Below are 25,624 nucleotides of genomic sequence, written 5' to 3' on the forward strand. Positions count from 1 at the left end.
TATCCCTGCCTTCGTCAGTTTTGCGCGAGCATGCGCACACCGCGGCCAGCGGGCAAGGCTTTTTGCCTTGCCGCGGCGGGATATTTTCCCCGCTGGCGCTTTCCAAGTTTCAGGCGCGCGGCTTCCATAGACAGCGGCCCTCAGTTTGAAGAGAATGCTGCCCCATGCCCTCTACCCCTCCAATCGCCCCTGCCTGGCTTATCTGCGAGCATTGCGACACGCTGTACCGCCCCGTTTCCCTGCGGCCTGGCGAGAGCAGCGCGTGCCTGCGTTGTGGCGCGGTCCTGGAACGGGGACGTCGCTCGACCACCCAGCAGCAGTTTGCCCTTGCGCTGACCGCGGCCATTCTGTTCGTGTTCGCCAACGCCTTTCCGGTCATCTCGATCAGCCTGGAAGGCCTGAGCAATGCGGCTACCCTGCTGCAGTCGGTGGAAGCGCTCAACCAGGGGCGCATCACTCCCATGGCCGCGGTCACCGGCCTGACCATCATACTGGCGCCATTGCTGCAGGTTACCCTGCTTTGCTGGGTGCTGGGACACGCCTGCCTGGACCGAGTCGCCCCAGGTTTCCGCCTGTGCATGCGTACCCTGGAGCACCTGCGGCCCTGGAGCATGCTGGAGGTATGCCTGCTGGGCATACTGGTCGCCATCATCAAGCTCGGGGGGATGCTCGATGTGCACGCGGGTGTCGGCCTGTGGGCCCTGGCCATGCTTACGGTGCTGCTGATCAGCCTGGGCAGCCGCCAGGTACGTTATCTGTGGCGCCAGTTCGAAGGGCGCCTGCCATGAGCGACCTGCCCTACGCCATTGAAGCGGGCCTGCAACTGTGTCATGTCTGTGGCAACGCTTGCCCCCTGGCTGGCCAGCACTGCATGCGCTGCCAATCCTCCCTGCATCGCCGCAAGCCCAACAGCGTGGCGCGTACCTGGGCCTTCCTGATCGCCGCGCTGATCTTCTACATACCCGCCAACCTGCTGCCGGTGATGAATACCCTCATGTTCGGCAATGCCAGCGAGAACACCATCATGAGCGGGGTGATCGAGTTCTGGGAAGGCGGCTCCTGGGACATCGCCCTGCTGATCTTCTTCGCCAGCGTGGTGGTGCCGTCGCTGAAATTCTTCATCCTGGGCTTTCTCTTGATAACCGTTCAGAAGCGCAGCCGCTGGGCGATGCGGGAACGGTCGAGGCTGTTCCGCTTCATCGAGCTGATCGGCTATTGGTCCATGCTCGATGTACTGGTGGTGGCCCTGGTCACCGCGCTGGTCCAATTCAATGCGCTAAGCAGTATTGAGCCCCGCCTGGGGATTCTCTTTTTTGGCCTGGTGGTGGTGCTGACGATGCTCGCCGCCATGAGTTTCGACCCCCGGTTGATCTGGGATGCTGAGGTAAACGATGACTGAGCAAGGACAGCCCGCCGAGCCTGCTGGCGTAACGGCGCCCGCCGTACGCAAACGGCGGTTCAATGTATCGCTGGTATGGCTGGTGCCCATCGCGGCAGCCTTGGTCGGGCTGTCCATGCTGGTGCATGACAGCCTGTCGGCCGGGCCCACCATCAATATCCAGTTCCAGACCGCCGAGGGGCTTGAGGCCAACAAGACCCAGGTCAAATACAAGAACGTGGTGATTGGTCGGGTAACGGATATCGAACTGGCACCGGACCGTTCCCATGTAGTGGCGAGCGTGGCACTCAATGCCTCGGCCCAGGCCTTCACCGCGGCCGACTCCACTTTCTGGGTGGTGCGGCCACGCATTGGCGCCCAGGGTGTATCCGGCGTCGACACGCTTCTTTCCGGTGCCTTCATCGGTGCCGACGCCGGGTCGGCCCAGGACAGCCGCAAAGATTTCGTGGGGTTGGAAACACCGCCCGCCATCACTTATGGCGAGCGCGGCAGGCGTTTCACCCTGCGTACCGAAGACCTGGGATCACTCGATATCGGCTCGCCGGTCTATTACCGGCGCATCCAGGTCGGCCAAGTGATCTCCTATGAGCTGGCCGAAGATGGCAAGGGGGTCGACGTAGAGATTTTCGTCAACGCCCCCAATGACCAGTACGTGACCACTGACTCGCGTTTCTGGAATGCCAGCGGCGTTGACGTCTCCCTTGGGGCCAATGGGCTGAAGGTCAACACTCAATCGGTTTCTGCCATCCTGGCCGGGGGCATTGCCTTTGTGGAGCCTCGCTGGAGTCCGGACAACACTGCCGCGCCGGAACATGCCAAGTTCGAGCTTTATGACGATCAGGAATCGGCACTGGCACCACCCGATGGCGAGCCGCGCTACATTCGCATGCGCTTCGACCAGGCGTTGCGTGGGTTGGCGGTCAACGCTCCGGTGGAGTTCCACGGCGTCAACCTCGGGCGGGTTGTATCCGTGGACCTGGACTACGACCTGGACAAAAAAACCTTCCCGACCATGGTGGGTGCCGTGATCTACCCGGCGCGCCTGGGCAAGGCCCATGAGAAGATCCTCTCCCAATGGGGCGCTGAAGACGATGAACGCTCGGCACAGCTGATGGCCGCCTTCGTCAAGCAGGGGCTGCGTGCCCAGGCTCGCACGGCGAACCTGATCACCGGCCAGCTGTACATATCCCTGGACTTCGTGCCCAAGGCACCGCCGGTAGCCTTCGACATGGCGGCGCGGCCCTTGCAGGTCCCCACGGTTCCCGGCAGCCTGGACAAGCTCCAGGAGCAGTTGCAAGCCATGGTGGACAAGTTCAGCAAGCTGCCGCTGGACCAGATCGCCAACAACCTCAACGGCAGCCTGAGTGAAATGAGCAAAACCTTGCAGCAGGTCAACACCAGCATGTTGCCGCAGCTGAACGACACCCTGGCACAGACCCGCAAGACCCTGGCCGCGGCCGAGCAGACCCTGGGCGAAGATTCTCCGCAGCGTCAGCAGCTGGGCGATGCGCTGGGCGAAGTCGAGCGCACCGCCAAGTCCGTGCGGGCACTGACCGATTACCTGGGCCGTCATCCGGAGGCGCTGATCCGTGGGCGCACCCGCGAGGGTCAGCCTGATGCCTATCGCTCCACCACATCCACGTCCAGGGAGTCCGAAGCCCGATGAACGCCATTCTTGCCCGTGTTCGAACGCTGGGCTTGCCAGTGCTGCTCGCCGCCTGCGCCTCTACCCCGACGGGATACCATACCCTGCTGGCGCCCCAGGACCAGCCCGGGCATCTCCCCGCCGCCGCGCCAGGCTATCAGTTCGAGATGCAGCAAGTGCGCATGCCGGTTCAGGTAGACCAGCCGCAGCTGGTGATTCGCCAGGGCGAAGGCAGCCTCGCCATCCTGGAGAGCGAGCGTTGGGGCGCGCCCCTGGCTGACGAATTCCACGACGCACTCACCCAACGGCTCGAACAACGGCTCGGCACGCGGGACGTCGCGGGGCTACCACGCGCCGGTGGGCTGCCTGTGCTGAGCGTGCGCCCGGACGTACGCCGTTTCGAGACCGTGCCCGGACAATACGCCCTGATCGATGTGGTGTGGAGCCTGGGCTTGAGTGACCCGGCGACCCATGGGCGGCGTAACCTGACCTGTTCGAGCGTGCTAAGGCAGGCAACGAGCGGCGGGCTTAGCGAGTTGGTGCTGGCTCACCAGCAATTGATCGACCGGCTGGCCCAGACCATGAGCGGCACCATCGAGCTGTGGGTCGCGAACCCGTCGAGCGGCTGCCCAATCGCCGGGGCGGCGCGTTGACGGAAAGGGAAACAATGCGCAAGGACTGAAACAGGTATAAAAGTCGAGCCCGGCGCACGGCCGGGCTGGTTGACACTTCTCAGGCGTCAGGCGGCAGTGCCGATGTGACGGTCTGATCCATCCTGAGCCACGCTGTTGAGCTGACGCTCGGCACCGTCCTGAGCCACGTCGTTCAAGGTGCGATCAGCACCATCCTGGGCTACGTCGTTCAATTTGCGCTCCGCGCCGTCCTGCGCAACCGTGTTGAGCTGCCGATCGCTGCCGTCCTGAGCGATCACTTGTTGCTGGGCACTTTCCAGTGCGCTGACACGGTCCAACGGGTGCTCGGCGTGTGAGCGGGCAAAGGCGCTGCCGCTGGCCATAAGGGCAATGACGAGACTGAAGGCAATGGGGCTTTTCATGTTAGGGCTTCCTGTGCAAGTGGAGTTGACTGCTTGGAAGACATGTTACGCCCGTGACTCAATTACGGAATTTCATTACCGCAATGGTAAAAATCATCAAAATTGATACAAGTTCAAAGCCGCATCGACCCGGGCATCAAGGGTAATGGCACTGGACGCTGAAGCTCGATGCTTGTTGCTCCGATTAGTGTACTTTAGGAAATCCGATTGCGCAGAATCTAATCAGACAGCAAGGATCAGCAATCTTTTTCTCTACCCCGTTCGGTAGCATTATGCCGTCTTGACTGTCGGACACATTCCCATGCCTTCCTCCTATCAAGCTTCATCGCTGGCTGAACGCGCCGCTGGCATCTCCGCGCGCATTGATCGCCTGCCTTCCGTGGCTACCCTCTGGCGACTGATTGCACTGCTTTCCATTGGCGGTTTCTTCGAACTCTATGATTTGTTCCAGACAGCCTATATCAGCCCGGGGCTGTTCCAGGCGGGCATTTTCCAGAAAGGCGCCGAGGGCGCGTTTGGCGTGTCGGACCAGGCCGCCTTCGCCGCCTCGACCTTCCTTGGCCTGTTTCTTGGCGCCAGCCTGCTCAGCCCCATCGCGGACCGCTTCGGTCGCCGCGCCATCTTTACCTTCGCGTTGATCTGGTATACGGCGGCCACGGTCATGATGGGCCTACAGAGCACCGCCATGGGCATCATCCTATGGCGCTTCGTGGTAGGCATCGGCCTGGGCATCGAGCTGGTCACCATCGATACCTACCTGAGCGAGCTGGTGCCCAAGCACCTGCGCAGCGCGGCCTTCGCTTTCGCTTTCTTTGTACAATTTCTCTCGGTGCCGGCGGTGGCCTTGATGTCCTGGTGGCTGGTACCGCAGGCGCCTTTCGGCGTTGCCGGCTGGCGCTGGGTAGTCCTGGCCAGCGCGGTATTCGCGCTCTTCATATGGTGGCTGCGCAAGCGCTTGCCCGAGTCGCCGCGATGGCTGGCCCAACAGGGGCGACTGGACGAAGCGGAGCAAGCCCTGAGCGCTTTGGAAGCCCGCTGCGCACATGATCTGGGCAGGCCGTTGCCCAAGCCAGTGGCGCAGTCGATCGGGGTGGAGGCCAAAGGCCGCTTCACCGATATCTGGCAGCCGCCCTACGGGCGTCGCGCCCTGATGCTGATCGTGTTCAACATTTTCCAAGCCATCGGCTTCTTTGGCTTCGGCAACTGGTTGCCAGCCTTGCTCAACGGCCAGGGCATGGAGACCGCACACAGCTTGGGTTATGCCTTCATCATCACCCTCGCCTACCCCTTGGGCCCACTGCTGTGCATGGGGCTGGCCAATCGGCTGGAAAACAAATGGGGCATCGTAGGCTCGGCGCTATTGACCGTGATCTTCGGTAGCCTGTTCGCCTACCAGGACTCGGCGTTCGGCCTGGTGGCCTGCGGCGTCATGGTGACCTTTGCCAACGCCTGGCTGACCTTTAGTTACCACGCCTACCAGAGCGAAATGTTCCCTACCCATATTCGCGCCAGGGCAGTCGGGTTCTGCTATTCCTTCAGTCGACTGTCCACGGTATTCAGCAGCCTGCTGATCGGCTTTTTCCTCGACCACTGGGGCACGCCGGGTGTGCTGGGGTTCATTGTCGCCAGCATGGCGATCGTGATGCTCACCATCGCCCTGTTCGGGCCGCGCACCCGTAACCTGGCGCTGGAGGACATTGCCCATTGAAGTGGCGGTGACGTCGGCCATGGGCGGGGGCGAAACGTGCGAGCAGACTGAACGCTCCTGCGGCAGCTGCGTGACCACTACCACCAGGTTTCCAACTGTACTCCGAAGTTGGAACCGTGCCGCTGAGAACCAAAGACGCCGCTGTCCGATAGCGCCGTTCCAGGATCGGCCGCGGCTTGGGCGGCCCGGTTCCAACGTGCATAGGTGTAGTACAGGCGCAACTCGGGTCGTGTCATGAACGCCCGACCCATGCTCAGCGTGGGGGCGATGGTGAACTTGTCCAGCTTGCGGGTTCCGCCGCTGTCAGGGTCGATCTGGTCATGTCCGTATTCGACCACCAGCTTGAAATGGTCGGTGAAGGCATAGGAAGGCCGAACGCCGAAGGAGTACCAGGTCATGCCGTTGTTCTCCGGCGCCTTGGTCTTCTGCACGACTGCCAGCAGCATGCCGCCAAAGTTGGGCGTGATCTGCCACATGGGTGACTCCAGCACGCGCCAGGTCTTGGTATCCCGTGAGGCCGTCAGCTCACCGGTCTGCCCCAGGCCGATGCCGGGACCTTCACCATACTGCACCACGAAACGGTTTTCACCACCGAGGAATCCGTCCTGGTCGTGCTCCGCCGATAACGACCAGCCTCCATGCGCCCCTTCCACCTGACCTGCTTTTTGAATCACGCTCAATCCCAGCTCCAGATCACCATGATCATTGGTCTGGATGCCGCCCAAGTTGAAATCATGGCGGTTGGCTTTGTCTTTCTGGTCGATGGTGTCTTCGCGGGTAAAGGCGTAGCTCAGGTAATAGTGCCCGAGCTTGTAGTTATCGATACCCACGCCGGTGCCGCTGGGGTTCCAGTAGTAAAAGTCGCCGATGTGGATATCGTGACGCTTGTAGTAGCGGCGACCTGCCCAGACGGTGGCATCGTTGAGCTTGGGCGACTGGATGCTGGCCCAGGCCTGGGGCAATCGGACAGTGCCGTTTTCATCGGTGAAAACCGGGGCGTGATTGTACTGTTCGGCGAGGCTGGCCATGCCGTCCACCTTGATGACGGTGCCATCGGCCCCACGGTAAAGCTCCTGGTTGAGCTCGAGCTCCCAATAGGTTTCACACTCGTTCCCGAGCCGGTACTTCATGGGTGCGCCCGGCAGTTGGAAGCACGATTGCTTGCCCCCTTCGCTGGAGCCACCGACGCCTATGCGCCCATAACCGGAAAACTCCAGCCCCCATGCGTCCTGGCCACCCGCCAGGGCGATCAATGAAGCTACAGGCACTGCTACGCTCATCCTTGAAGGCATCAAAGGTCTCCTTGTTTTCCACCGATGCTGAACTGACCCAGCGCAGCGGTAAAAGTGCCTTCCGTATCGTTTGAACTCGGGCCTTGCGGATCCACTCTCAACGCTTAGGCGGGCGAGCCGCCGGACCCATAAGGAGCAAGCGATGACCAGTCGGGAAGTGCCGGTTAAGGGCCATGCCAACCAAGGAACGGGCGATGGTGAACGCATCTACGAGACGGACCTGCCGGCGCGGCTGGACCGATTGCCCTGGGGGCGGTTCCACACGCTGCTGGTCTTCGCCCTGGGGATCACCTGGCTGCTCGATGGCCTGGAGGTCACCCTGGCCGGTTCGGTATCCGGCGCCTTGAAAGGCAGCCCGGCGCTGCAGATGACCAACGCCGACATCGGCCTGGCTGGTGGCGTCTACATTGCCGGAGCCGTGCTGGGCGCGCTTTTCTTCGGCTGGCTTACCGATCGCCTGGGCCGTCGCAAGCTGTTTTTCATCACGCTCTTTCTGTATGTAGGCGCCACCGCGCTGACTGCGTTCTCCTGGAACCTATGGAGCTTCCTGCTGTTCCGCTTTCTTACCGGCGCAGGAATCGGCGGCGAATATACCGCCATCAATTCCACGATCCAGGAGTTCACTCCCGCGCGCTATCGCGGCTGGGTCGACCTGACCATCAACGGCACCTTCTGGGTAGGGGCCGCCCTTGGCGCGGCCGGCTCGATCGTATTGCTGGACCCGGACATCGTGGGCGGCGACCTTGGCTGGAGATTGTGCTTCGGCATCGGCGCGGTACTGGGCCTGGTCATCATGTTCATGCGGCTCTGGGTCCCGGAAAGTCCTCGCTGGTTGATGATTCACAATGAGCCGGAGGAAGCTGAACGTATCGTCGCCAACATCGAAAAGCACTTCCATGACCAAGGGCATCGATTGCCACCGCCGGAAGGCAAACCCTTGCGCCTGCACGCGCGCGACCATACGCCGCTCAAGGAGGTATTCAGCACGCTCTTCGTGGTGCATCGCCGCCGCGCCGTGGTCGGCCTGACCCTGCTGACCGCGCAAGCCTTCTTCTATAACGCCATCTTCTTTACCTACGCCCTGGTACTCACTGATTTCTACGATGTACCTTCCGAACATATTGGCTGGTACGTTCTGCCCTTTGCCCTGGGCAACTTCTGCGGCCCCCTGTTACTGGGGCGGCTGTTCGACGTGGTCGGTCGCAAGGTGATGATCAGCTCGACCTATGTACTCTCCGGTGTACTGCTGGCCATCTCTGGCTACCTGTTCCAGCAGGAAATGCTCACCGTCACCCAGCAGACCATCGCCTGGATGGTGATTTTCTTCTTCGCCAGCGCGGCTGCCAGTTCGGCCTACCTCACGGTGGCGGAAACCTTCCCGCTGGAGATCCGGGCCCTGGCCATCGCGGTGTTCTATGCCTTCGGCACCGGACTGGGCGGCATCGTCGGCCCCACCCTGTTCGGCGCGCTGATCGAAAGCCACGACCGTGGCAATGTCTTGATTGGCTACCTCATCGGTGCCGCCTTGATGATCATCGCCGGGGTGGTGCAGGCGCTGATGGGCGTGGCCGCGGAGCGGCGCTCGCTGGAAGAGGTGGCGCGGCCACTGTCCCAGGCACAGCCTGCCTGAGCTTGCCTGCCTTGCTCACAGAATCACGCCCGTTCTATCGCGGGCGCTGATCTCCTGGCATGATTCCAGGCTCCTTCGCCTGGACTGCCGGGGCCGCTATGAACCGCAACGACCTGCGCCGCGCTGATATCAACCTGCTGATCGTTTTCGAAACCCTGATGCACGAGCGCAACGTCACGCGAACCGCGGAAAAGCTGTTCCTGGGCCAGCCAGCCATCAGCGCCGCGCTGAATCGGCTGCGCGGGCTGTTCGACGATCCGCTGTTCATTCGCACTGGCCGACACATGGAACCCACCGCAAGGGCCGAGGAAATACTCGCCCAGCTGTCACCGGCACTGGACGCCATGTCATCGGCCTTGAGCCACAGCTCGGGGTTCGAACCCGCTACCAGCCAGGCGACTTTCCGTATCGGCCTCTCCGACGACGTGGAGTACGGCCTCTTGCCCGCCTGCATGCGCAAGCTACGCGAAGTAGCGCCTGACATTACACTGGTCATTCGCCGCGTGGACTATTGGCAAATGCCTCACCTGCTCGCCTCGAGTGAAATTTCGTTGGGAGTGAGCTATACGCGCGACTTGCCCGCCAATGCGAAGCGCAAGTTCCTGCGTCATCAGCGCCCTACTCTTCTACGCGCAGAAGACGGCGAACCCGCGCTCACCCTGGATGAATACTGCGCCCGCCCTCATGCCCTGGTCTCCTATGCAGGCGACCTGTGTGGTTTTATCGATACCGAGCTGGAGCGCCTGGGCCGCACTCGTCGGGTAAAGCTCGCCGTGCCGCAGTTCAGTTCGCTGCCCATCTTGCTCGCTGGTACCGAGCTGGTGGCCACGGTGCCCGGTTATGTAGCCGATGCGATGGTCGCACAGGGCGGGGTACGCGCCGAGCCACTTCCCTTTGCCGCCCCTCGGTTCGACGTCAGCATGGCGTGGCGCGGCGCCTTGGACAATGACCCGGCCGAGCGCTGGCTGCGAGGCAGGCTCTGGGAATTCATGCGCGAAACAGACGTCAGCCAGGGGCCGACTTTGATCGCCGAGCCATTTATATCCTGAGGCTCAACAGCTTCCTGGTGGAATGCCATCCTTGTTGTAATCCTTGAGCCGGTCTCGCTCTTCGGGCCGTGAATGGGCCGGTGTGTCATCAGGCTTTTTGTCTTGTTCGCTCATGCGGGTTCTCCTTTTCGTAATCAGCCTTGTCTGGCTGCGCGTCGGGTCCCAGGTGCGTTCAGCTTCTGGAACCAGGCTGCACATTCAGCGTGCCAGCTTCCAGTGGAGTACCACAGAGGCGCATCAGTTCCGTCGCACTAATAACCCACCTGCATAAGCAAATTCGATATCGTTATAGTCCGCTATATGGATTCTGGTTATGCTGCCTGCCGGTTCGGTTATAACGGTCGCACAAAGAATGGATATGGGCTTTCTTGGGTTCACCATCGCGGGATTGCTGGTTGGCTTCATCGTAGGCATGACCGGCGTAGGGGGTGGCTCACTGATGACACCCATCCTGCTGTGGTTCGGCATCAATCCCGCCACCGCGGTGGGCACCGATCTGCTCTACGCGGCCATTACCAAATGCAGCGGTGTGTGGGTTCATGGGCGCAATCGGAATATCGATTGGGCCATCACCGGCTGGTTGAGCCTGGGCAGTGTGCCGGCGGCCGCAGTCACGCTCTGGCTGCTGCATAACCTCAACGCCGACACCCAGGCACTCAATAGCCTGATTCGCACGGCCCTGGCGTACGTTCTGTTTCTTACCGCCCTGGCGATCCTGTTGCGCGGCCCCTTGCTGGCCTTCGCCAGCCGCCATGCCGGCGATCGTTATCGCCTCAGCCCAAAAGGCCTGAACGCCTGCACGGTCGTTACCGGGGTCGTGCTCGGCACCATGGTATCGCTGACCTCCATCGGTGCCGGAGCCCTCGGCACCGTTGCCCTGTTCATGCTTTACCCCTTCCTTGCCACGCGCCGCCTGGTGGGCACGGAAATCGCCCATGCGGTACCGCTTACCCTTGTCGCGGGGCTGGGCCATGCAGGCATGGGAAACATGGACTGGTCGCTACTGGGCCATCTACTGATCGGCTCGCTGCCGGGCATCTACCTGGGAAGCCACCTGTCAGGGCGCGTGCCGGATCGGGTATTGCGCCCGGCGCTGGCAATCATGCTCGGGCTGATCGGGCTGAAGCTCCTGCACTGACGAGTGTCTCAGAGGCTGCGTAGAATCCAGGCCAGGCTACGCCAGGGATACTGCTCGCCAAGGGTACTGGCGGCGCAACCGGGATCGTGAAGGAAGGCCCGGTCAGCCTGGGTGGCGAACTGGACACTATGGCAGTATGGACAGCGGATCATGTCCGCTTCCAAACGCCATTGACGGCCCCATTCGGCGAGTTCCTCGGCCATGCGTTGGTGGCCGGCGCGACGCTCGTCGTTACTGAACTTCACCCCGCCCTCCTGACTAGCGTGAATGCCACGCGAGCGTACAGTAAGGCGGATCAATAGCCTAGCGGCACGGCAGGGGCCTGCGATCGATCTCTGGCTTGCCCGGAAAATCGGCCCGGCAGTTTCGGCACGGCATCGGCCCTGACCGCGCCGTGCCTCCAGGGCACGACGCGGCCATGAAGCCCTCAGAGACAGTCACGCGCCATGTCGGTCCAACCGTTGGTGCCAGCCCAATCAGGCGGCAGGAAGACCCGTACCTGGGCTCCCTGGCCAGCGCGGTCCACCTGAGCCCAGGCTGGCGCAGCGGTATAGGCAGCTTCCACGGTGAGCTTGTAGCCCGTCGGAGTTTCCTCCTGGCGCAGACCAGGCTTGAAGGCCGACCACTTGGGCGCCAGGCACTGGACATACACCTCCGCGCTCTTGGCCGTGGTAGCGTCCAGAGGCGCGCGCGGGTCCGCCGCCTTGCTGGCGCAACCGGCCAGCATTATCAAGCCCATCATCGTCGTTAGCCGCCGCATGTCGTTCCCTCATTTACCTAATGGTTGGTTGCACTCTAGGCCACCCGCTTCGTTTCAGCGAGGGGTGGTCATCATTATTCTGATACGCTTTTTTATCGACTATCTGCTGCTGTTATCCAAACTCAGGCAAGCGCATCATGAAGCCCTCTTCAGCTCCTAACGAGGATAGCCAAATGGACGGTCTGATCATGCTTGCCATCGTCGCCGGCACACTGGGTTCGTTCGCCTATGTGATGTACCTGATCCACAAGGAAAACTCCTAACGCTGCGGCCAGCTTCCTTGTCGTTTGTCGCGCGCGAACCACTCCTGATTGGCCTGCAACTCCTGCCGCAGCTCCGCCACCAGATTCGAGATCGCCCGGATATTGGTCAGCGGAGCCAGAGGCACCCCTACCACCAGCAAATCGATGTGGCCATTGGCAGGGTCAGTGACCTCGATCGTGATCGTTCCGCCGTCGTGCACCATGCAACTGCAGTGCAGCGGCAAGAAGCTGGACTGGATGATCTTGATCACCTCATGCTTTGGAATCACCGACGCTCCTCCCGATACATGCGCGGTCGCGAACGCTTCACGCTGGTGATACATCAGAGTGCTAGCAGGCTGGACCGTTCCCTAGGTCAGAAGTGTCGAATACGCCGGCGTTGAACGCAGAACGGCCGGTCATCCCTGGGATGACCGGCCGTTCCAGTACCACGCAGGGCGGATCAGGCGGGTGCCGATGTACGGATCAGATGATCGAAGGCGGCCAGGGAGGCCTTGGCGCCCTCACCCATCGCGATGATGATCTGCTTGTAAGGCACCGTCGTCACGTCGCCAGCCGCAAAGATACCTGGCAGGTCCGTCTCGCCACGGGCATCGACCATGATCTCGCCACGCCCGGACAGCTCGATGGCGCCCTTGAGCCAGTCAGTGTTGGGCAGCAGGCCGATCTGCACGAAGATACCTTCCAGTTCGAGCTTGTGCAGGTCACCGGTCTGGCGGTCCTTGTAGGTCAAGCCGTTGACCTTCTGCCCGTCGCCGTTGACTTCGGTAGTCAACGCACTGGTGATCACCTTCACGTTCGGCAGGCTGGTCAGCTTGCGCTGCAATACCGCATCGGCGCGCAGCTGGCTGTCGAACTCGATCAGGGTGACCTGGCTGACAATACCGGCCAGGTCGATCGCGGCCTCGACACCCGAGTTGCCGCCACCGATCACCGCCACGCGCTTGCCCTTGAACAAGGGGCCATCACAGTGGGGGCAATAGGCGACACCGCGGTTGCGGTACTGCTGTTCGCCAGGCACGTTCATTTCCCGCCAGCGCGCACCGGTGGCGATGATGACCGAACGAGCCTTGAGCGAGGCGCCACCGGCGAAACGCACCTCATGAAGGTCCCCATCACGGCCTGGGATCAACTGCTCGGCACGTTGCAGATTCATGATGTCGACGTCGTACTGCTTGACGTGTTCTTCCAGCGCCGTCGCCAGTTTGGGGCCTTCGGTCTCCTTCACCGAGATGAAGTTCTCGATGGCCAGGGTATCGAGCACCTGACCACCGAAGCGCTCGGCGGCCACGCCTGTACGGATACCCTTGCGCGCGGCATACACTGCCGCCGCAGCGCCGGCGGGGCCGCCACCAATGACCAGTACGTCGAATGGGGCCTTGGCGTTCAGTTTCTCGGCCTGACGGGCGCCAGCGTTGCTGTCGAGCTTGGCCAGGATTTCCTCCAGGCCCATGCGGCCCTGGCCGAAGGGTTCGCCATTGAGGTACACGCTAGGTACCGCCATCACCTGACGCTCTTCGACTTCGGCCTGGAACAGCGCACCGTCGATGGCCACGTGCTTGATGGACGGGTTGAGCACGGCCATCAGGTTGAGTGCCTGGACCACGTCCGGGCAGTTCTGGCACGACAGCGAGAAGTAGGTTTCGAAGCGGAATTCGCCTTCCAGGGCGGCGATCTGCTCCAGCGTATCGGCGCCGGCCTTGGACGGATGCCCGCCTACCTGCAGCAGGGCCAATACCAGCGAAGTGAATTCGTGCCCCATGGGAAGACCAGCGAAGCGCAGGCTGATGTTCCCATTCGGGCGATTGATCGTGAAAGACGGCTTGCGCGCGTCATTGCCATCATCGCGCAGGGTGATCAGCGAAGACAGGCTTTTGATGTCTTGCAGCAGTTCCAACAGTTCGCGGGATTTCGCACCGTCATCGAGGGAAGCGACCAACTCGATCGGTTGACTGACCCGCTCCAGGTAAGACTTGAGCTGGGATTTGAGATTTGCGTCCAACATACGGGCGATGTCCTCTTGCTTGCATTCGGTTCTGAAACAAAAACGCCCAGGCGACGACGCCCGGGCGCTTTCGTGGGCGGAGTTGACGCTCAGTGAAGGCGGCTCACCGCCCAGTACCGAGTCACAGTTAGATCTTGCCGATCAGGTCCAGGGACGGGGCCAGGGTAGCCTCGCCTTCTTTCCACTTGGCTGGGCAGACTTCGCCCGGGTGCGCGGCCACGTACTGGGCAGCCTTGACCTTGCGCAGCAGCTCCAGCGCGTCACGGCCGATGCCGCCGTCGGTGATTTCGACGATCTTGATCTGGCCTTCCGGGTTGATCACGAAGGTGCCACGGTCAGCGATACCGGCTTCTTCGATCAGCACGTCGAAGTTGCGGGAAATCACGTGAGTCGGGTCAGCGATCATCGGGTACTGGATCTTGCTGATGGTGTCCGAGGTGTCGTGCCAGGCTTTGTGAGTGAAGTGAGTGTCGGTCGACACGCTGTAGATTTCCACGCCCAGCTTCTGGAACTCGGCATAGTTGTCAGCCAGGTCGCCCAGTTCGGTCGGGCAGACGAAGGTGAAGTCTGCGGGGTAGAAGAACACCACAGACCACTTGCCTTTCAGGTCGGCCTCGGTGACTTCCACGAACTTGCCGTTATGGAAGGCCTGGGCTTTGAAGGGCTTGATCTGGCTGTTGATGATAGGCATCGGTGAATCTCCTTGGTATGTAGTTGCGACTGGGTGAATCTTAGCCACGAATGCTCTGGGACGCTCATTGGCAATCCGCATGTTGCTCATTGGTTTTGCCTATGAGCACCGCTCGCGAGATGCAAGCCGCGAAAGCATGTGGCAGCACGGCTTTGTATCTTAAGCCTGAGCGTGCGTAAAGCAGGTTACAGCACTGGCCAGGGCATCGGCCTGGCATGGCTGCATGGGGATTCACCCGAATCGCATTGCCTTCAGACGGGTTGAAAAGCCTGAAAAGCTGTCGAAAAATCAGTGGTTTACCGGCGAATTTTCTTACATTGCTCCCGTGATCCGAGTTTTAAGGTGATCGCCATCGCAAGGCAGGGCCGCCAAGGCCAAGCCACTACGCCCTATGTCCTAGGGACCTGTCGATCACTCACGGGAGCTACTTCATGCTGAGCACTACCCTGGCCACCTACTTCCAGCAACCCGAGCCTGTACGCTTGACCAAAAGGGAAACCGCCGCCCTGGAATGGAGCGCACGCGGAAAGTCTTCATGGGAAATATCACGCATCCTTGGTTGCAGCGAATCGGCCATCAACTTCCATTTCTGCAATATTCGCCGAAAGTTTGGAGTCAAGTCACGACACGTCGCCGTGTTGCTCGCCCTGGAGCACAACCTGATCAACCTCAATTAAGGCACAGTATCCAGAGGGAAGTACCATATGGGGCTGAACCTTGTAATCGCCGACGATCATCCTGTGGCGCTGCACGGCTTACGCAGCTGGCTGGAGCGGCTCCCACGTGAGCGCTTCAGGGTCGCGGCTACCGCCACTGATGGCACCGGTGTGCTTGCCTGCCTCAGGGGTCGGGATTGTGATTTGCTGCTGATGGACTGGTACATGCCTGACCCGGGCGGCCTCGAAGGCCATCTGCTGATCCGGCAGGTGGCCCAACGCTTCCCGCGGCTGGCCGTGGTTGTCATGACGGCCTCGTTACAACCAACAGTACTTGGCGCTGCCCTGGCGGCGGGCGCCAAGGGCCTGTTCGACAAGCGCAGCACCCTGGCCGATCTGGTTCGCATCCTGCGCGAGGCCGCGCGGGGTAGACTGGCCGTGAGCCCCCGTTTCGAAGCACTGCTCGATCGCCGTTATCTCAGCAGGCACCATTGGGGCGGCGCCAATGCACATCCTCTCACCGCAAGGGAGCGGGAAGTGCTGTCGCTCAGTGACGCCGGCTACAATGGCAGAACCATCGCGGCCCGGTTATCGCGCAGCGAAAAAACCATCAGCCGACAACGGCGCGCGGCGTTGGACAAACTAGGCCTGAACCCAGACGCCGAACCGCCTTACTTCTACCCATTCTCCCAGGTTTGAGCCCGCGCTCACTCACCCACCGCGGTGCGCATCGTGACGAATTCCTCGGCGGCCGTGGGGTGTACGCCCAGGGTTTCGTCGAAAATGGCCTTCGTGGCCCCTGCCTTGAGCGCCACGGCGAGCCCCTGGACGATCTCGCCGGCGTCAGGCCCGACCATGTGGCACCCGAGCACGCGGTCGGTCTGCGCATCGACTACCAGCTTCATATAGGTACGTTCCGCAATATCCGTCAGCGTGTACTTCATGGGCCGGAAACGGCTTTCGAAAATGCGCACCGCATACCCTCCTTCACGTGCCTGGGCCTCGGTGAGGCCCACGGTGCCGATGGTGGGCTGACTGAAGACTGCTGTCGGGATATTGCTGTAGTCCACCGGGCGATACTGTTCAGGCCGGTAAAGCCGACGCGCTACGGCCATGCCTTCGGCCAGGGCCACCGGGGTCAGCTGTACCGTACCGGTAACATCGCCAAGCGCAAGGATGGAAGGCTCTTGCGTCTGGTAGTACTCATCGACTTGGATATAACCGTGCTCGGTCAGGGTGACTCCCGTGTTTTCCAGGCCCAGGTTATCGAGCATCGGTCGCCGGCCGGTGGCATAGAGAATGCAGTCGGCCTCCAACACCTGTCCGTTCTTGAGGTGAGCCTGGAGCGTGCCGCCATGTTTTTCGATGCGGGCGATATCTGCATTGAAGCGCAGGTCCAGCCCTTTCCTGGTAAGTTCCTCCGCCAGGTGGGTGCGCACGCCCTGGTCGAAGCCGCGCAGGAAGAGGTCACCTCGATACAACTGTGTGGTCTGGGCACCCAACCCGTGGAAAATGCCTGCGAACTCCACCGCTATATAGCCACCACCCACTACGATGACACGCTCGGGCAAGCGCTCCAGGAAGAACGCCTCGTTGGAACTGATGGCATGTTCCTTCCCGGGCAGGTCTGGAATCGCTGGCCAGCCCCCGGTGGCGATCAGGATACGCTCTGTACGGTAGCGTTGGCCTCCTACCTCTACGGTATGCGGGTCAAGTATGCGCGCGTGCCCGTCGAGAATCGTAACCCCGCTATTGCCGAGCAGGTGGCGATAGATGCCGTTGAGCCGCTCGATTTCCTTGTTCTTGTTGGAGACCAGCGTGGCCCAGTCGAAACCGGGCTTGGCGACTTCCCAGCCATAAGCCGAGGCGGCGTGAAAGTCTTCGGCGAAGTGCGATCCATAGACCAACAGTTTCTTGGGTACGCAGCCGACGTTGACGCAAGTGCCGCCTAGATATCGACTTTCGGCGACGGCAACACGAGCGCCGAAACCGGCGGAAAATCGAGCGGCCCTTACCCCGCCCGAGCCCGCGCCTATTACAAAAAGATCATAGTCGTATGACATAAAAAAACTCCTGATGCGAAAACGCCGCCGTCCTCACAGGACGGCGGCGTTCAAGGCGCTGCGGGTAGCCCTAAGGCAAGACTTACAGCTGGCCTTTCTTGTAGAAATTCTCGAAGCAGTAGTTGGTGGCTTCGATGTAGCCTTCGGCGCTACCGCAATCGAAACGCTGGCCCTTGAACTTATAGGCCAGGACACAGCCATCCTTGGCCTGCTTGAGCAAGGCGTCGGTGATCTGGATCTCGCCGCCCTTGCCTGGCTCGGTTTCCTCGATCAGCTTGAAGATGTCCGGCGTGAGGATGTAGCGGCCGATGATCGCCAGGTTGGAAGGCGCGTCTTCCGGCTTGGGCTTTTCCACCATGTTGTTCACACGATAGATATCATCGCGGATCATTTCTCCGGCAATAACGCCGTACTTGCTGGTTTCCTGCGGGTCCACTTCCTGGATCGCGACGATCGAACAGCGGAACTGATTGTACAGCTTCACCATCTGCTGCAGCACACCGTCGCCTTCGGGGTTGACGCACAGGTCGTCCGCCAGCACCACGGCGAAGGGCTCGTCACCGATCAGCGGGCGGCCGGTGAGGATGGCATGGCCCAAGCCTTTCATTTCGGTCTGGCGGGTATAGGAGAAGTTGCACTCGTCGAGCAAGCGACGGATGCCGACCAGGTATTTTTCCTTGTCGGTGTTACGGATCTGGTTTTCCAATTCGTAGCTGATATCGAAATGGTCTTCCAGCGCACGCTTACCACGCCCGGTAACGATTGCAATACCGTTCAAGCCTGCCTGAAGCGCTTCCTCGACGCCGTACTGGATCAGCGGTTTGTTGACCACCGGCAGCATTTCCTTCGGCATGGCCTTGGTAGCCGGCAAGAAGCGGGTACCGTAGCCGGCTGCCGGGAACAAGCATTTCTTGATCATGAGGTGTCCTTGGTTCTAAGGGCGTTACGTACAAGTTCGGCGCAGTCTAATCACGCGCTACGAGGCTTACAATGGCTGCTTCGGAGCGGCTGCTGATTCAATAGAAAAAAACCTCAGGCGTTAGTTCCGCTTCGCTGCCGCAATCAACCCGATATACATTCAGTGGCTGCCTTCTGTACATCCTTGAACCGCAACGGCAAGTTGGAAAGCCGTTCATGGACCTTGATGGCGCTACCGCCCGAGCGCTCCTCGATGTCCACCACTGCGGCGGCGCCGGATGAAAGCTTGCGGGGCACGATCACCCGATAGCCGCTGCCCTTGCGCTCCACGGTCACTGGATTGCGCGTATCGGCGAGTTCACGGGCCAGGCACTGGCTATAGTCCTTTGGGTCTTTCCCGGAAATCACGTCCATGGTCTCGTGGCTATGTTCGATGTCCTCGACCGTGGCGCAACCACCGAGTACGAGCATGGCCAGCAACAACCCTCTTGCCTTCATGTCTACCTCCAGAAAAGAAGCTAGGACCGTACCCCGGCAAGAACGTTCGCCAGCCTCCCGCTTGGGTGAGCCTGGCGCGTCGTGCTATGGTTCGCGCCTTGAAGCCCCCTGGAGCCAGCATGAAATTCGCACACCAGCGCGAGCACCTGAATGAAGACGACCTGGTGGTCATCGAGTGCTCCCAACGCTGCAATATTCGCCTGATGAGCGATGCCAACTTTCGCGCGTTCAAGAATGGCGCTCGTCATACCTACCACGGCGGGGCCTTCGATCGCTTCCCGGCACGAATCACGGTGCCCAGCACCGGTTACTGGAACATCACCGTGGACACGGCGGGCAGCACGCTGAACAAGGCAGCCAGGCAGGCGCCATTCAAGCATTCAATCAAGATCATCCGACGCTCGCCGTCATCATTCAAGTAAGAGCAGCCATGACTCGCTACGTCATCCATTACACCCTGGACGGCCAACGCCGTTGGGACTTCGCCAACCTGGAGGATGGCACCGAGGCCGAGGCCATGCAGGCCCTGCTGGCCATCCATGGCCAGGATCAGGCCGCCAACCTGGCGGTGATCAAGGTCAGCCGAGCGCTCTGAAGCCAGCAGTCAGCCCTTGAACCTGGCGACCATGGCCTTGAGGCCATCGGCCAGGCGAGACAACTCTTCGCTCGCCTGGCTGGTCCGCGTGGCGCCCTGCGCGGTGCCGCTGGCCAGGTCTCGGATGTTCACCAGGTTGCGATCCACCTCACGCGCCGCCAGCGCTTGCTGCGCAGAGGCACTGGCAATCACCTGGTTGCGTTCATTGATCCGGGCGATGGCGGCATTGATGTCCGCCAGGGCGACGCCAGCCTCGCGCGCCTTGTGCAGGGTTTGCTGGCTGCGCTGAGTACTCTGCTGCATGGCCTGCACGGCTTGGCCGGTGCCAGCCTGGATACCGCCGACCATCTGCTCGATTTCCCGCGTCGATTGCTGGGTACGATGAGCCAAGGCGCGTACTTCGTCGGCTACCACGGCAAAGCCACGGCCTGCCTCGCCTGCCCGGGCCGCTTCAATGGCAGCGTTGAGGGCCAGCAGGTTGGTCTGTTCGGCGATGGCCCTGATGACGTCCAGCACCTGGCCGATGTCCCGGCCTTGAGCCGCGAGCCCTTCCACCAGGCGAGCACTGGCTTGGACATCGGTAGTCATCGCCTGGATCGCCGTCACGGTTTCACTGACGCGCTCGCGGCCCTGGTCAGCGATGCGCTGGGACCCTTCCGAAGCCTCGGAGGTCGTAACGGCGTTACGCGCTACCTCCTCCACGGCCGCGGTCATCTGGTTGACCGCGGTGGCGGCTTGTTCGATTTCATTGTTCTGACGCCCCAGGCCCCGGTTCGCTTCAGCCGTGGTGCCGGTCAGCTGGGCGGCAGCCTCGGCCAGGCGGTCGGCGGCCCGGGTCACCTCGTCCATGGTCTGGCGCAGGCTGGCCTGCATCCTGCCCAGTGCTGCCAGCAGGCGCGCCGGCTCATCCTCACCCACCTGGACGATAGGCTGATTCAGGTCGCCCTTGGCGATACCGTCGGCTACCCGTATGGCATGATTCAAGGGAGAGACGATGCTGCGGGTAAGCCAGAGCGCCAGCACCACGGTCAACACGCAAGCGGCCAGTGCCACGCCGATGACGGTCCAGACGCCTTGACGATAGCGGTCCCCGGCCGCCGCGCTGGCATTGACCGCTTCGGCCTTGTTGACCGCGACCAGTTCGCGCAGTTGGTCCCCCATCTGGTCGGTACCGGCCTTGATCCGAGTATTGATCAAGGTCCGCATTTCTTCCAGACGATCGGCGCCAGACAACTCCAACATTGACTTCTGCGCGGCCAGGTAGGTATCGAGGGTAGCCTCGAAGGCATCGAACAGCCTGCCTTCCTGCTCACCCTTGGGCAATGCGCCATATCGCGCCCGAGCCTGCGCCACCTTGTCGACCAGGGTAGCGATGCGGGTCTGGGTCTCGGCCAAGGCCGCTGGCTCCCGATTGACCAGCACACGGAACGAGGTGATGCGCAAGCGCAGCACATTTTCCATGAGGTCGCCAAGGTAACCGATGCTGGGCAGTTCGTTGTGCTCCATGGCGGCGGCGGCGGATCGGATGGCGCCCATGCGGTCCACGGCGAAACCGCCCAGGCCGATCAGTAACGCGGCGATGAAAGCGAAGCCAAGAAAGGCTCGCGGAGCGATATTGAGGGTTCTGATGGCCATGACGAATCTACCCTGAGCGCGGCGACCGGCCGCCCGGCGTGGCCCGAGACGGGCACTGATCAGGCTATCGGCTCACGAGCAAGCAATCTTGAGCGTCACCGCCATATAAAGTGCCCCCGACGCTTCCAGCCTTCGCTTGCGCCATGCTGAATCCTTCCAGGACTGATCACGATCAACTAAATGTAAAAAAGTGCCAGTCTGTCCGAAAAAAACACAATACCGTCACCGTCAGGGTGCTATGTTTGATTGACCCCGGTTGGTATCGTCGGCTCGCACAGGCATGTTGCAGAGGTAAGCACCATGAACAAGATGACCTTTCCCAATGCCTGCCAGGTCATGCGCTGGCACTTTCATCCCCTGGGCTTCGAAGGCAGCATGGATGCCCCAAGCAGCATGGTGGCTCGCTTGTTCGACCGTCACAGCGGGGAAACCCTGATCGCCATCGCCGGCATTCCTTGCGCCACCGTCATGGACGCCGCGGACGTGGAGCGCATGATCGAGGCCGTCGAGGCTGAACTCGAAGCCTTCATTCCGCCTCAGTCTCTGCGCGCGTGCGGCTGAGAGCGTTTACGCCGGTCTCGCCCCGCTGGCGCTCGAACTGGGTGGGAGCCTGAGCCGCCCTGGCCGCCGCGCCCCCTTCCTGGCTCGAATCCGGGGCATCGAGGTACCAATGGACTTCACGTGCAGCGCGGGTGATCGCTACATAGGCCAGACGCAGCGCCTCCTCGGCCTGCGCCTGTACGTAGGGCGCCGGGTCGCCGGTCGCGCCCAGGCCGGCGATCTGGTATAGACGGTCCCGACTGCCTGGCGCCTGACGACTGTCGCAATCGCCCAACAACACCACCACATCTGATTCAAGGCCCTTGGCGCCATGAATCGTCATGCAACGAAACTGACGCTCATGGCCACCCTCCCGCTCCTGGGCCGTCAAGAAGGCCTTGAGCACAGGGTCCTTGCGAGGGTCATCCTTGGCCTGACGATACAGCACCAGGACCGAAGCCTTCTGCTGTGAGAGGCGCTCGAACAATGCCAGGACCGCTTCGGCGTTGCGCTCATGGACCTGAACCCGAGGCAATGTTTCAAGCTCGCCGGACAGGCCGGCCGCTACCGCCCCCTTGCCTGGAATGGTCGCAATAAATTTGACAAGAAATTCAGCCGCATCAATGATCTGCTGATGACTTCTGAAGTTTTCCTTTAGCTTTAGCCTACGGCTTCGTGGAGCAGGGAATACTTGCTCGAACTTCAGAAAGAAGCTGGGCGAACTGCCTCGCCAGCCGTAGATCGATTGCCAATCATCGCCTACGCACACCAGGCTCGCTCCGGCCTGTGGCGACCGCCGCAAGCGCTCAGCCAAGGCTGCCCGCAGCCAGTTGGCGATCCGTGGCGAGATGTCCTGGAACTCATCCACCATCAAATTACGCAGGCTGGCGAGGCGTGATGCTGGCAATCGATGCAGGTGTTCACTGGCTGAGCTGAACAGGCCGAACATACGGTTATAGGTCAGTACCGGTGGCTGCTGCTGACGTAGACGATGTTCGAACGCAGGCCAGAATCGCCCCAGCGCGTCGAAGAATGGCCTGTCGGCTTCCAGCTCTATGCCCGATGGCACCTTTGCTACCTCCAGGCCCAGGTTTTCGACAAAGCCTGCCATGGCTACGAAGGCATCGAGCAGCGGCTGGCGCTGAGACTCCCCCGCCAAGGCGAATTCGATTCCAGGCCCCTGCGATTCGGCGCTGCTCGCGCCGCTGAAATCTGCGTAACCATCCAGCCAAATCAATGGTTTATCGAAGAATGCTTGAAACAGGGTTCGTTTTACCGCCCATTCCGCCCGCATGGACAGGGCGGCGCCTGGACGTGACCGCTCCGCAAAGGGTTCTTCCGCTCCCAGGATAACCCAGGTATCGGTGCCCTCGAGATAGCCATGGCATTGGAACCGCTGGCCAAGAATGTCATGGAATCGGCGCTCCGCGACGATGCCTGGTAAGGGCCAATGTCCTGCCTGCTTCCACTGAGCTTCGATCAGGTCGGTCAATTCCTGATCACGCTCGGCTGCAGGCTGTATCGCCAGCAGCCTTCGCTGCACCCTAGGATGATCGCTGGGCAGCCTCCCTAGTTGAGCCGCTTGCAGCCGCAGGCGCTCAATGGCAGACGCAAATATTGCATCCGTGCTCATAAGATCGTGGTAGCAGGCATTGAGCTCGGTTCGCTGCTGCGCGCTGACCCGGAGGGAAAAGGCCTCGGTCTCCTTTCCTGTGCCAAGGGTTTCAAAGGCTTGTGCCTGTTCCAGCCCAGGCAGGCTCCGTGTCCAGGCCAGGACAGCGGCGTGGAACGTGGTTACGCAGGCGCGAGCTTCGTTTGAAGACAAAGGGCGTTCCCATGCTTCGAACAGCTTTACCAGACGCCAGATGAAATCTTCCCGGGAAGCGCGGGTAAAGGTCACGACGCTGATCTCGCTCAAGGGCACGCCCAGGTACTGCACGAGAAAGAGAATGCGCAACACCAATGACGTGGATTTGCCAGAACCGGCGCCAGCGACTACGCAGGTGCTGATGTCATTGCTCAGTATCAACTTCCACTGGCTGGCCGATGGCTGGGCATGCGCCGGCAGGCGCTGCGCTGCATCGACTTTCATTCGCTTGCGCAGTGTTGGGGTAACCCCAGGCGGCAGATCGGCGAACAAATAAGATTCCGGCCCGGCCTCGGCCGCCCCCCCTGTGGGCGCTATTCGGGGAGCAATCGTGGGTACACCGGTTCGTGCTCGCGAGTGCCGCTTGGGCGGCGGCGGTGACTCTGGCGGCAACGATGAATTGGGAACATTGTTTCGGTGGGCTGTGCGATAAGTTTCGACGACATAGCGCGCCAGTTCAGGTAGTTTCGAGAATAATGAAATAATATTTTTCAAATTCAATGACTTGCGAAGCCTTTCTAGAAGTCATGAGAGCTTGGGCGTGACCCCAAGCTCAAAGGCTGGCCCCGGCAGATCACCCGCCGATAGCGGAGTCCACCAATTGCTGTGCTTCGCTCACCAGCTGTTGAAGATGTGCCTCACCGTTGAAGCTCTCGGCGTAGATCTTGTAGATGTCTTCCGTTCCGGACGGGCGCGCGGCGAACCAGCCATTGGCGGTCATGACCTTCAGGCCCCCGATCGCCTGGTCGTTGCCCGGCGCCTTCGCCAGGATGCGCTCGATGGGTTCCCCTGCCAGCGTGGTGGAAGTGATCTGCTCGGCCGACAACTTGCCAAGGGCGGCTTTCTGCCTGGCGTCGGCCTTCGCATCCACCCGCGTGGCGAAGGGTTGGCCCAAGTCACTGGCCAGGGCTTGGTACAGCTGGTAAGGGTCCTTGCCCAGCCGCGCGGTCATTTCGGCAGCCAACAGGCCAGGGATCAGGCCGTCCTTGTCCGTGCTCCAGACATGGCCGTCGCGGCGCAGGAAGGACGCACCGGCGCTTTCTTCGCCGCCAAAGCCCAAGGTGCCGTCGAACAGCCCGGCGGCGAAATATTTGAAGCCCACCGGCACTTCATAGAGCTTGCGTCCCAGCCTGGCGGCGACGCGGTCGATCAGCCCGCTGCTCACCACCGTCTTGCCCACGGCGGCATCGGCGCGCCACTGAGGACGATTGCGGAACAGATAGTCGATGGACACTGCCAGGTAGTTGTTCGGGTTCAACAGGCCGCCGCTGCGGGTCACGATGCCGTGGCGGTCGTGATCGGGGTCACAGGCAAAGGCAACGTCGTATTGCTCTTTGAGGCCGATCAAACCCTGCATCGCGTCCCGCGAGGAAGGGTCCATGCGAATCTGCCCATCCCAATCGACGCTCATGAAGCGGAAGGTCGGGTCGGTAAAGCGATTCACTACGGTCAGGTCTAGCTTGTAGCGCTCGGCGATGGCTGGCCAATAATGCACGCCGGCCCCGCCCAGCGGATCCACGCCGAGCTTCAGGCCGGCGCCACGTATCACCTCGAAATCGATCACGTTTTCCAGGTCGGCCACATAGGCGCCAAGGTAATCGTGACGGTGGGTAGTTCCGGCCCGCAGCGCACGCTCGTAGCTGATGCGCCGCACCCCGGACAGACCGCCTTCGAGCAGTTCGTTGGCCTTGGCCTCGATCCACTTGGTCACGTCGCTGTCGGCCGGGCCGCCATTGGGCGGGTTGTACTTGAATCCCCCACTCTGGGGCGGGTTATGGGAGGGGGTGATGACCACGCCGTCCGCCAGACCCTGGGTGCGCCCGCGGTTGTAGCAGATGATCGCGTGGGACAGCGCCGGGGTGGGTGTGAACTCGTCGTTCTGGGCGAGCATCACCTCAACCCCATTGGCGGCGAACACTTCCAGGGCGGTAACGCCTGCCGGGGTCGACAGCCCGTGGGTATCGATACCCAGGAACAGCGGCCCGTCTATGCCCTTGGCCGTGCGATAAAGACAGATTGCCTGGCTGATGGCCAGGACGTGGTCTTCGTTGAAGCTGTTGTCGAACGAACTGCCGCGGTGGCCGGACGTGCCGAATGCCACGCGATGCCCCGTCACCGAGGCGTCGGGCTTGCGCGAAAAATAGGCGGTCACCAGGCTGGGGATATCGATCAGCAATTCGGCCGGTGCCGGCTTGCCCGCTAGCGGACTGTGCGTCAT

The 25,624-nt window shown here is 61.4% G+C and carries 26 protein-coding genes and 1 pseudogene; 13 read left to right on the forward strand and 14 right to left on the reverse strand.

Annotated elements, in window-relative coordinates:
• Window positions 1-164 precede the first annotated feature (164 nt).
• Genes ACP691_RS08855 through ACP691_RS08870 form a run of 4 tightly spaced genes read left to right on the forward strand, consistent with a single transcriptional unit; the run spans window position 165 to window position 3,697 of the window.
• Window positions 165-788: a paraquat-inducible protein A gene (locus ACP691_RS08855; protein WP_426199485.1), complete on the forward strand. Its 624-nt coding sequence runs from the start codon at window positions 165-167 to the stop codon at window positions 786-788.
• Window positions 785-1,399: a paraquat-inducible protein A gene (locus tag ACP691_RS08860; RefSeq protein WP_426199486.1), complete on the forward strand. Its 615-nt coding sequence runs from the start codon at window positions 785-787 to the stop codon at window positions 1,397-1,399. Before ACP691_RS08855 ends, ACP691_RS08860 begins: the two co-directional genes overlap by 4 nt.
• Entirely contained in the window at window positions 1,392-3,065 is a 1,674-nt protein-coding gene (locus tag ACP691_RS08865) for an intermembrane transport protein PqiB (RefSeq protein WP_426199487.1), read from the forward strand. The genes ACP691_RS08860 and ACP691_RS08865 overlap by 8 nt, the downstream gene beginning before the upstream one ends.
• Complete coding sequence (locus tag ACP691_RS08870) at window positions 3,062-3,697, forward strand: PqiC family protein (RefSeq protein WP_426199489.1); 636 nt, start codon at window positions 3,062-3,064, stop codon at window positions 3,695-3,697. The genes ACP691_RS08865 and ACP691_RS08870 overlap by 4 nt, the downstream gene beginning before the upstream one ends.
• Window positions 3,698-3,783: 86 nt before the next feature.
• Here ACP691_RS08870 and ACP691_RS08875 read toward each other — a convergent pair whose 3' ends face one another.
• Window positions 3,784-4,098 carry a hypothetical protein gene (locus tag ACP691_RS08875; protein ID WP_426199491.1) on the reverse strand — a complete coding sequence of 105 codons (315 nt, stop codon included), beginning with the start codon at window positions 4,096-4,098 and terminating at the stop codon, window positions 3,784-3,786.
• A 301-nt stretch (window positions 4,099-4,399) separates the two neighbouring features.
• Here ACP691_RS08875 and ACP691_RS08880 point away from each other — a divergent pair, with 301 nt between their 5' ends.
• Entirely contained in the window at window positions 4,400-5,806 is a 1,407-nt protein-coding gene (locus ACP691_RS08880; protein ID WP_426199492.1) for an MFS transporter, read from the forward strand.
• 77 nt (window positions 5,807-5,883) lie between these two features.
• Here ACP691_RS08880 and ACP691_RS08885 read toward each other — a convergent pair whose 3' ends face one another.
• Window positions 5,884-7,098, reverse strand: coding sequence for a maltoporin (locus ACP691_RS08885; RefSeq protein WP_426199493.1), 1,215 nt, complete (start codon window positions 7,096-7,098; stop codon window positions 5,884-5,886).
• 142 nt (window positions 7,099-7,240) lie between these two features.
• Here ACP691_RS08885 and ACP691_RS08890 point away from each other — a divergent pair, with 142 nt between their 5' ends.
• From ACP691_RS08890 to ACP691_RS08900, 3 genes are all read left to right on the forward strand, one after another.
• On the forward strand, window positions 7,241-8,728 hold the full coding sequence (locus tag ACP691_RS08890) for an MFS transporter (RefSeq protein WP_426199494.1): 1,488 nt from the start codon (window positions 7,241-7,243) through the stop codon (window positions 8,726-8,728).
• A gap of 98 nt (window positions 8,729-8,826) precedes the next feature.
• Window positions 8,827-9,777 (forward strand): LysR family transcriptional regulator, encoded by a 951-nt coding sequence (locus tag ACP691_RS08895; protein ID WP_426199496.1) that lies wholly within the window; start codon window positions 8,827-8,829, stop codon window positions 9,775-9,777.
• A gap of 352 nt (window positions 9,778-10,129) precedes the next feature.
• Window positions 10,130-10,915, forward strand: coding sequence for a sulfite exporter TauE/SafE family protein (locus ACP691_RS08900; RefSeq protein WP_426199498.1), 786 nt, complete (start codon window positions 10,130-10,132; stop codon window positions 10,913-10,915).
• 8 nt (window positions 10,916-10,923) lie between these two features.
• Here ACP691_RS08900 and ACP691_RS08905 read toward each other — a convergent pair whose 3' ends face one another.
• The 5 genes from ACP691_RS08905 to ahpC form a co-directional block, all read right to left on the reverse strand.
• Entirely contained in the window at window positions 10,924-11,160 is a 237-nt protein-coding gene (locus ACP691_RS08905; RefSeq protein WP_040263387.1) for a hypothetical protein, read from the reverse strand.
• Window positions 11,161-11,342: 182 nt separating this feature from the next.
• Window positions 11,343-11,675 (reverse strand): hypothetical protein, encoded by a 333-nt coding sequence (locus ACP691_RS08910; RefSeq protein ID WP_426199500.1) that lies wholly within the window; start codon window positions 11,673-11,675, stop codon window positions 11,343-11,345.
• Window positions 11,676-11,934: 259 nt separating this feature from the next.
• Window positions 11,935-12,261, reverse strand: a complete 327-nt coding sequence (locus tag ACP691_RS08915; protein ID WP_426199502.1) for a DUF1652 domain-containing protein — start codon at window positions 12,259-12,261, stop codon at window positions 11,935-11,937.
• A gap of 119 nt (window positions 12,262-12,380) precedes the next feature.
• The gene (gene ahpF / locus ACP691_RS08920; RefSeq protein ID WP_426199503.1) at window positions 12,381-13,943 is read right to left on the reverse strand and encodes an alkyl hydroperoxide reductase subunit F; all 1,563 of its coding nucleotides are present in this window, start codon (window positions 13,941-13,943) and stop codon (window positions 12,381-12,383) included.
• Window positions 13,944-14,070: 127 nt separating this feature from the next.
• Window positions 14,071-14,634: an alkyl hydroperoxide reductase subunit C gene (ahpC, locus tag ACP691_RS08925; protein ID WP_040263395.1), complete on the reverse strand. Its 564-nt coding sequence runs from the start codon at window positions 14,632-14,634 to the stop codon at window positions 14,071-14,073.
• Between the two features lie 431 nt (window positions 14,635-15,065).
• Here ahpC and ACP691_RS08930 point away from each other — a divergent pair, with 431 nt between their 5' ends.
• Together ACP691_RS08930 and ACP691_RS08935 are read left to right on the forward strand one after the other, a co-directional pair.
• Window positions 15,066-15,311, forward strand: a complete 246-nt coding sequence (locus ACP691_RS08930; protein ID WP_426199504.1) for a response regulator transcription factor — start codon at window positions 15,066-15,068, stop codon at window positions 15,309-15,311.
• 27 nt (window positions 15,312-15,338) lie between these two features.
• The gene (locus ACP691_RS08935; RefSeq protein ID WP_426199505.1) at window positions 15,339-15,989 is read left to right on the forward strand and encodes a response regulator; all 651 of its coding nucleotides are present in this window, start codon (window positions 15,339-15,341) and stop codon (window positions 15,987-15,989) included.
• An 8-nt stretch (window positions 15,990-15,997) separates the two neighbouring features.
• Here the strand turns inward: ACP691_RS08935 and gorA are convergent, their stop codons facing one another.
• From gorA to ACP691_RS08950, 3 genes are all read right to left on the reverse strand, one after another.
• Window positions 15,998-17,353 (reverse strand): glutathione-disulfide reductase, encoded by a 1,356-nt coding sequence (gene gorA / locus ACP691_RS08940; RefSeq protein WP_426199507.1) that lies wholly within the window; start codon window positions 17,351-17,353, stop codon window positions 15,998-16,000.
• A gap of 82 nt (window positions 17,354-17,435) precedes the next feature.
• On the reverse strand, window positions 17,436-18,272 hold the full coding sequence (gene galU, locus ACP691_RS08945) for a UTP--glucose-1-phosphate uridylyltransferase GalU (RefSeq protein WP_040263399.1): 837 nt from the start codon (window positions 18,270-18,272) through the stop codon (window positions 17,436-17,438).
• Window positions 18,273-18,415: 143 nt separating this feature from the next.
• Complete coding sequence (locus ACP691_RS08950) at window positions 18,416-18,769, reverse strand: hypothetical protein (protein WP_040263401.1); 354 nt, start codon at window positions 18,767-18,769, stop codon at window positions 18,416-18,418.
• 119 nt (window positions 18,770-18,888) lie between these two features.
• Here ACP691_RS08950 and ACP691_RS08955 point away from each other — a divergent pair, with 119 nt between their 5' ends.
• Both ACP691_RS08955 and ACP691_RS08960 read left to right on the forward strand, forming a co-directional pair.
• Window positions 18,889-19,191 (forward strand): DUF1883 domain-containing protein, encoded by a 303-nt coding sequence (locus ACP691_RS08955; RefSeq protein WP_040263403.1) that lies wholly within the window; start codon window positions 18,889-18,891, stop codon window positions 19,189-19,191.
• A gap of 8 nt (window positions 19,192-19,199) precedes the next feature.
• On the forward strand, window positions 19,200-19,364 hold the full coding sequence (locus tag ACP691_RS08960; protein WP_426199510.1) for a hypothetical protein: 165 nt from the start codon (window positions 19,200-19,202) through the stop codon (window positions 19,362-19,364).
• Window positions 19,365-19,373: 9 nt separating this feature from the next.
• On the opposite strand, the gene ACP691_RS08965 is transcribed toward ACP691_RS08960, so the two are convergent.
• Together ACP691_RS08965 and ACP691_RS08970 are read right to left on the reverse strand one after the other, a co-directional pair.
• Window positions 19,374-20,237, reverse strand: a complete 864-nt coding sequence (locus ACP691_RS08965; protein WP_426199666.1) for a methyl-accepting chemotaxis protein — start codon at window positions 20,235-20,237, stop codon at window positions 19,374-19,376.
• A pseudogene (locus ACP691_RS08970) lies at window positions 20,229-20,999 on the reverse strand (MCP four helix bundle domain-containing protein); the annotation flags it as partial. The gene ACP691_RS08965 and the pseudogene ACP691_RS08970, both read right to left, overlap by 9 nt.
• Window positions 21,000-21,299: 300 nt before the next feature.
• Between ACP691_RS08970 and ACP691_RS08975 the strand changes: the two are divergent.
• Complete coding sequence (locus ACP691_RS08975; protein WP_040263406.1) at window positions 21,300-21,560, forward strand: DUF1652 domain-containing protein; 261 nt, start codon at window positions 21,300-21,302, stop codon at window positions 21,558-21,560.
• On the opposite strand, the gene ACP691_RS08980 is transcribed toward ACP691_RS08975, so the two are convergent.
• Together ACP691_RS08980 and pgm are read right to left on the reverse strand one after the other, a co-directional pair.
• Window positions 21,526-23,679, reverse strand: a complete 2,154-nt coding sequence (locus ACP691_RS08980) for a UvrD-helicase domain-containing protein (protein WP_426199512.1) — start codon at window positions 23,677-23,679, stop codon at window positions 21,526-21,528. The two genes, ACP691_RS08975 and ACP691_RS08980, sit on opposite strands and share 35 nt — an antisense overlap.
• Before the next feature lie 301 nt (window positions 23,680-23,980).
• On the reverse strand, window positions 23,981-25,624 hold the full coding sequence (gene pgm / locus ACP691_RS08985) for a phosphoglucomutase (alpha-D-glucose-1,6-bisphosphate-dependent) (protein ID WP_426199513.1): 1,644 nt from the start codon (window positions 25,622-25,624) through the stop codon (window positions 23,981-23,983).

The sequence above is a fragment of the Pseudomonas sp. DC3200b2 genome (genome assembly GCF_049895785.1).
Taxonomy (GTDB): domain Bacteria; phylum Pseudomonadota; class Gammaproteobacteria; order Pseudomonadales; family Pseudomonadaceae; genus Aquipseudomonas; species Aquipseudomonas massiliensis.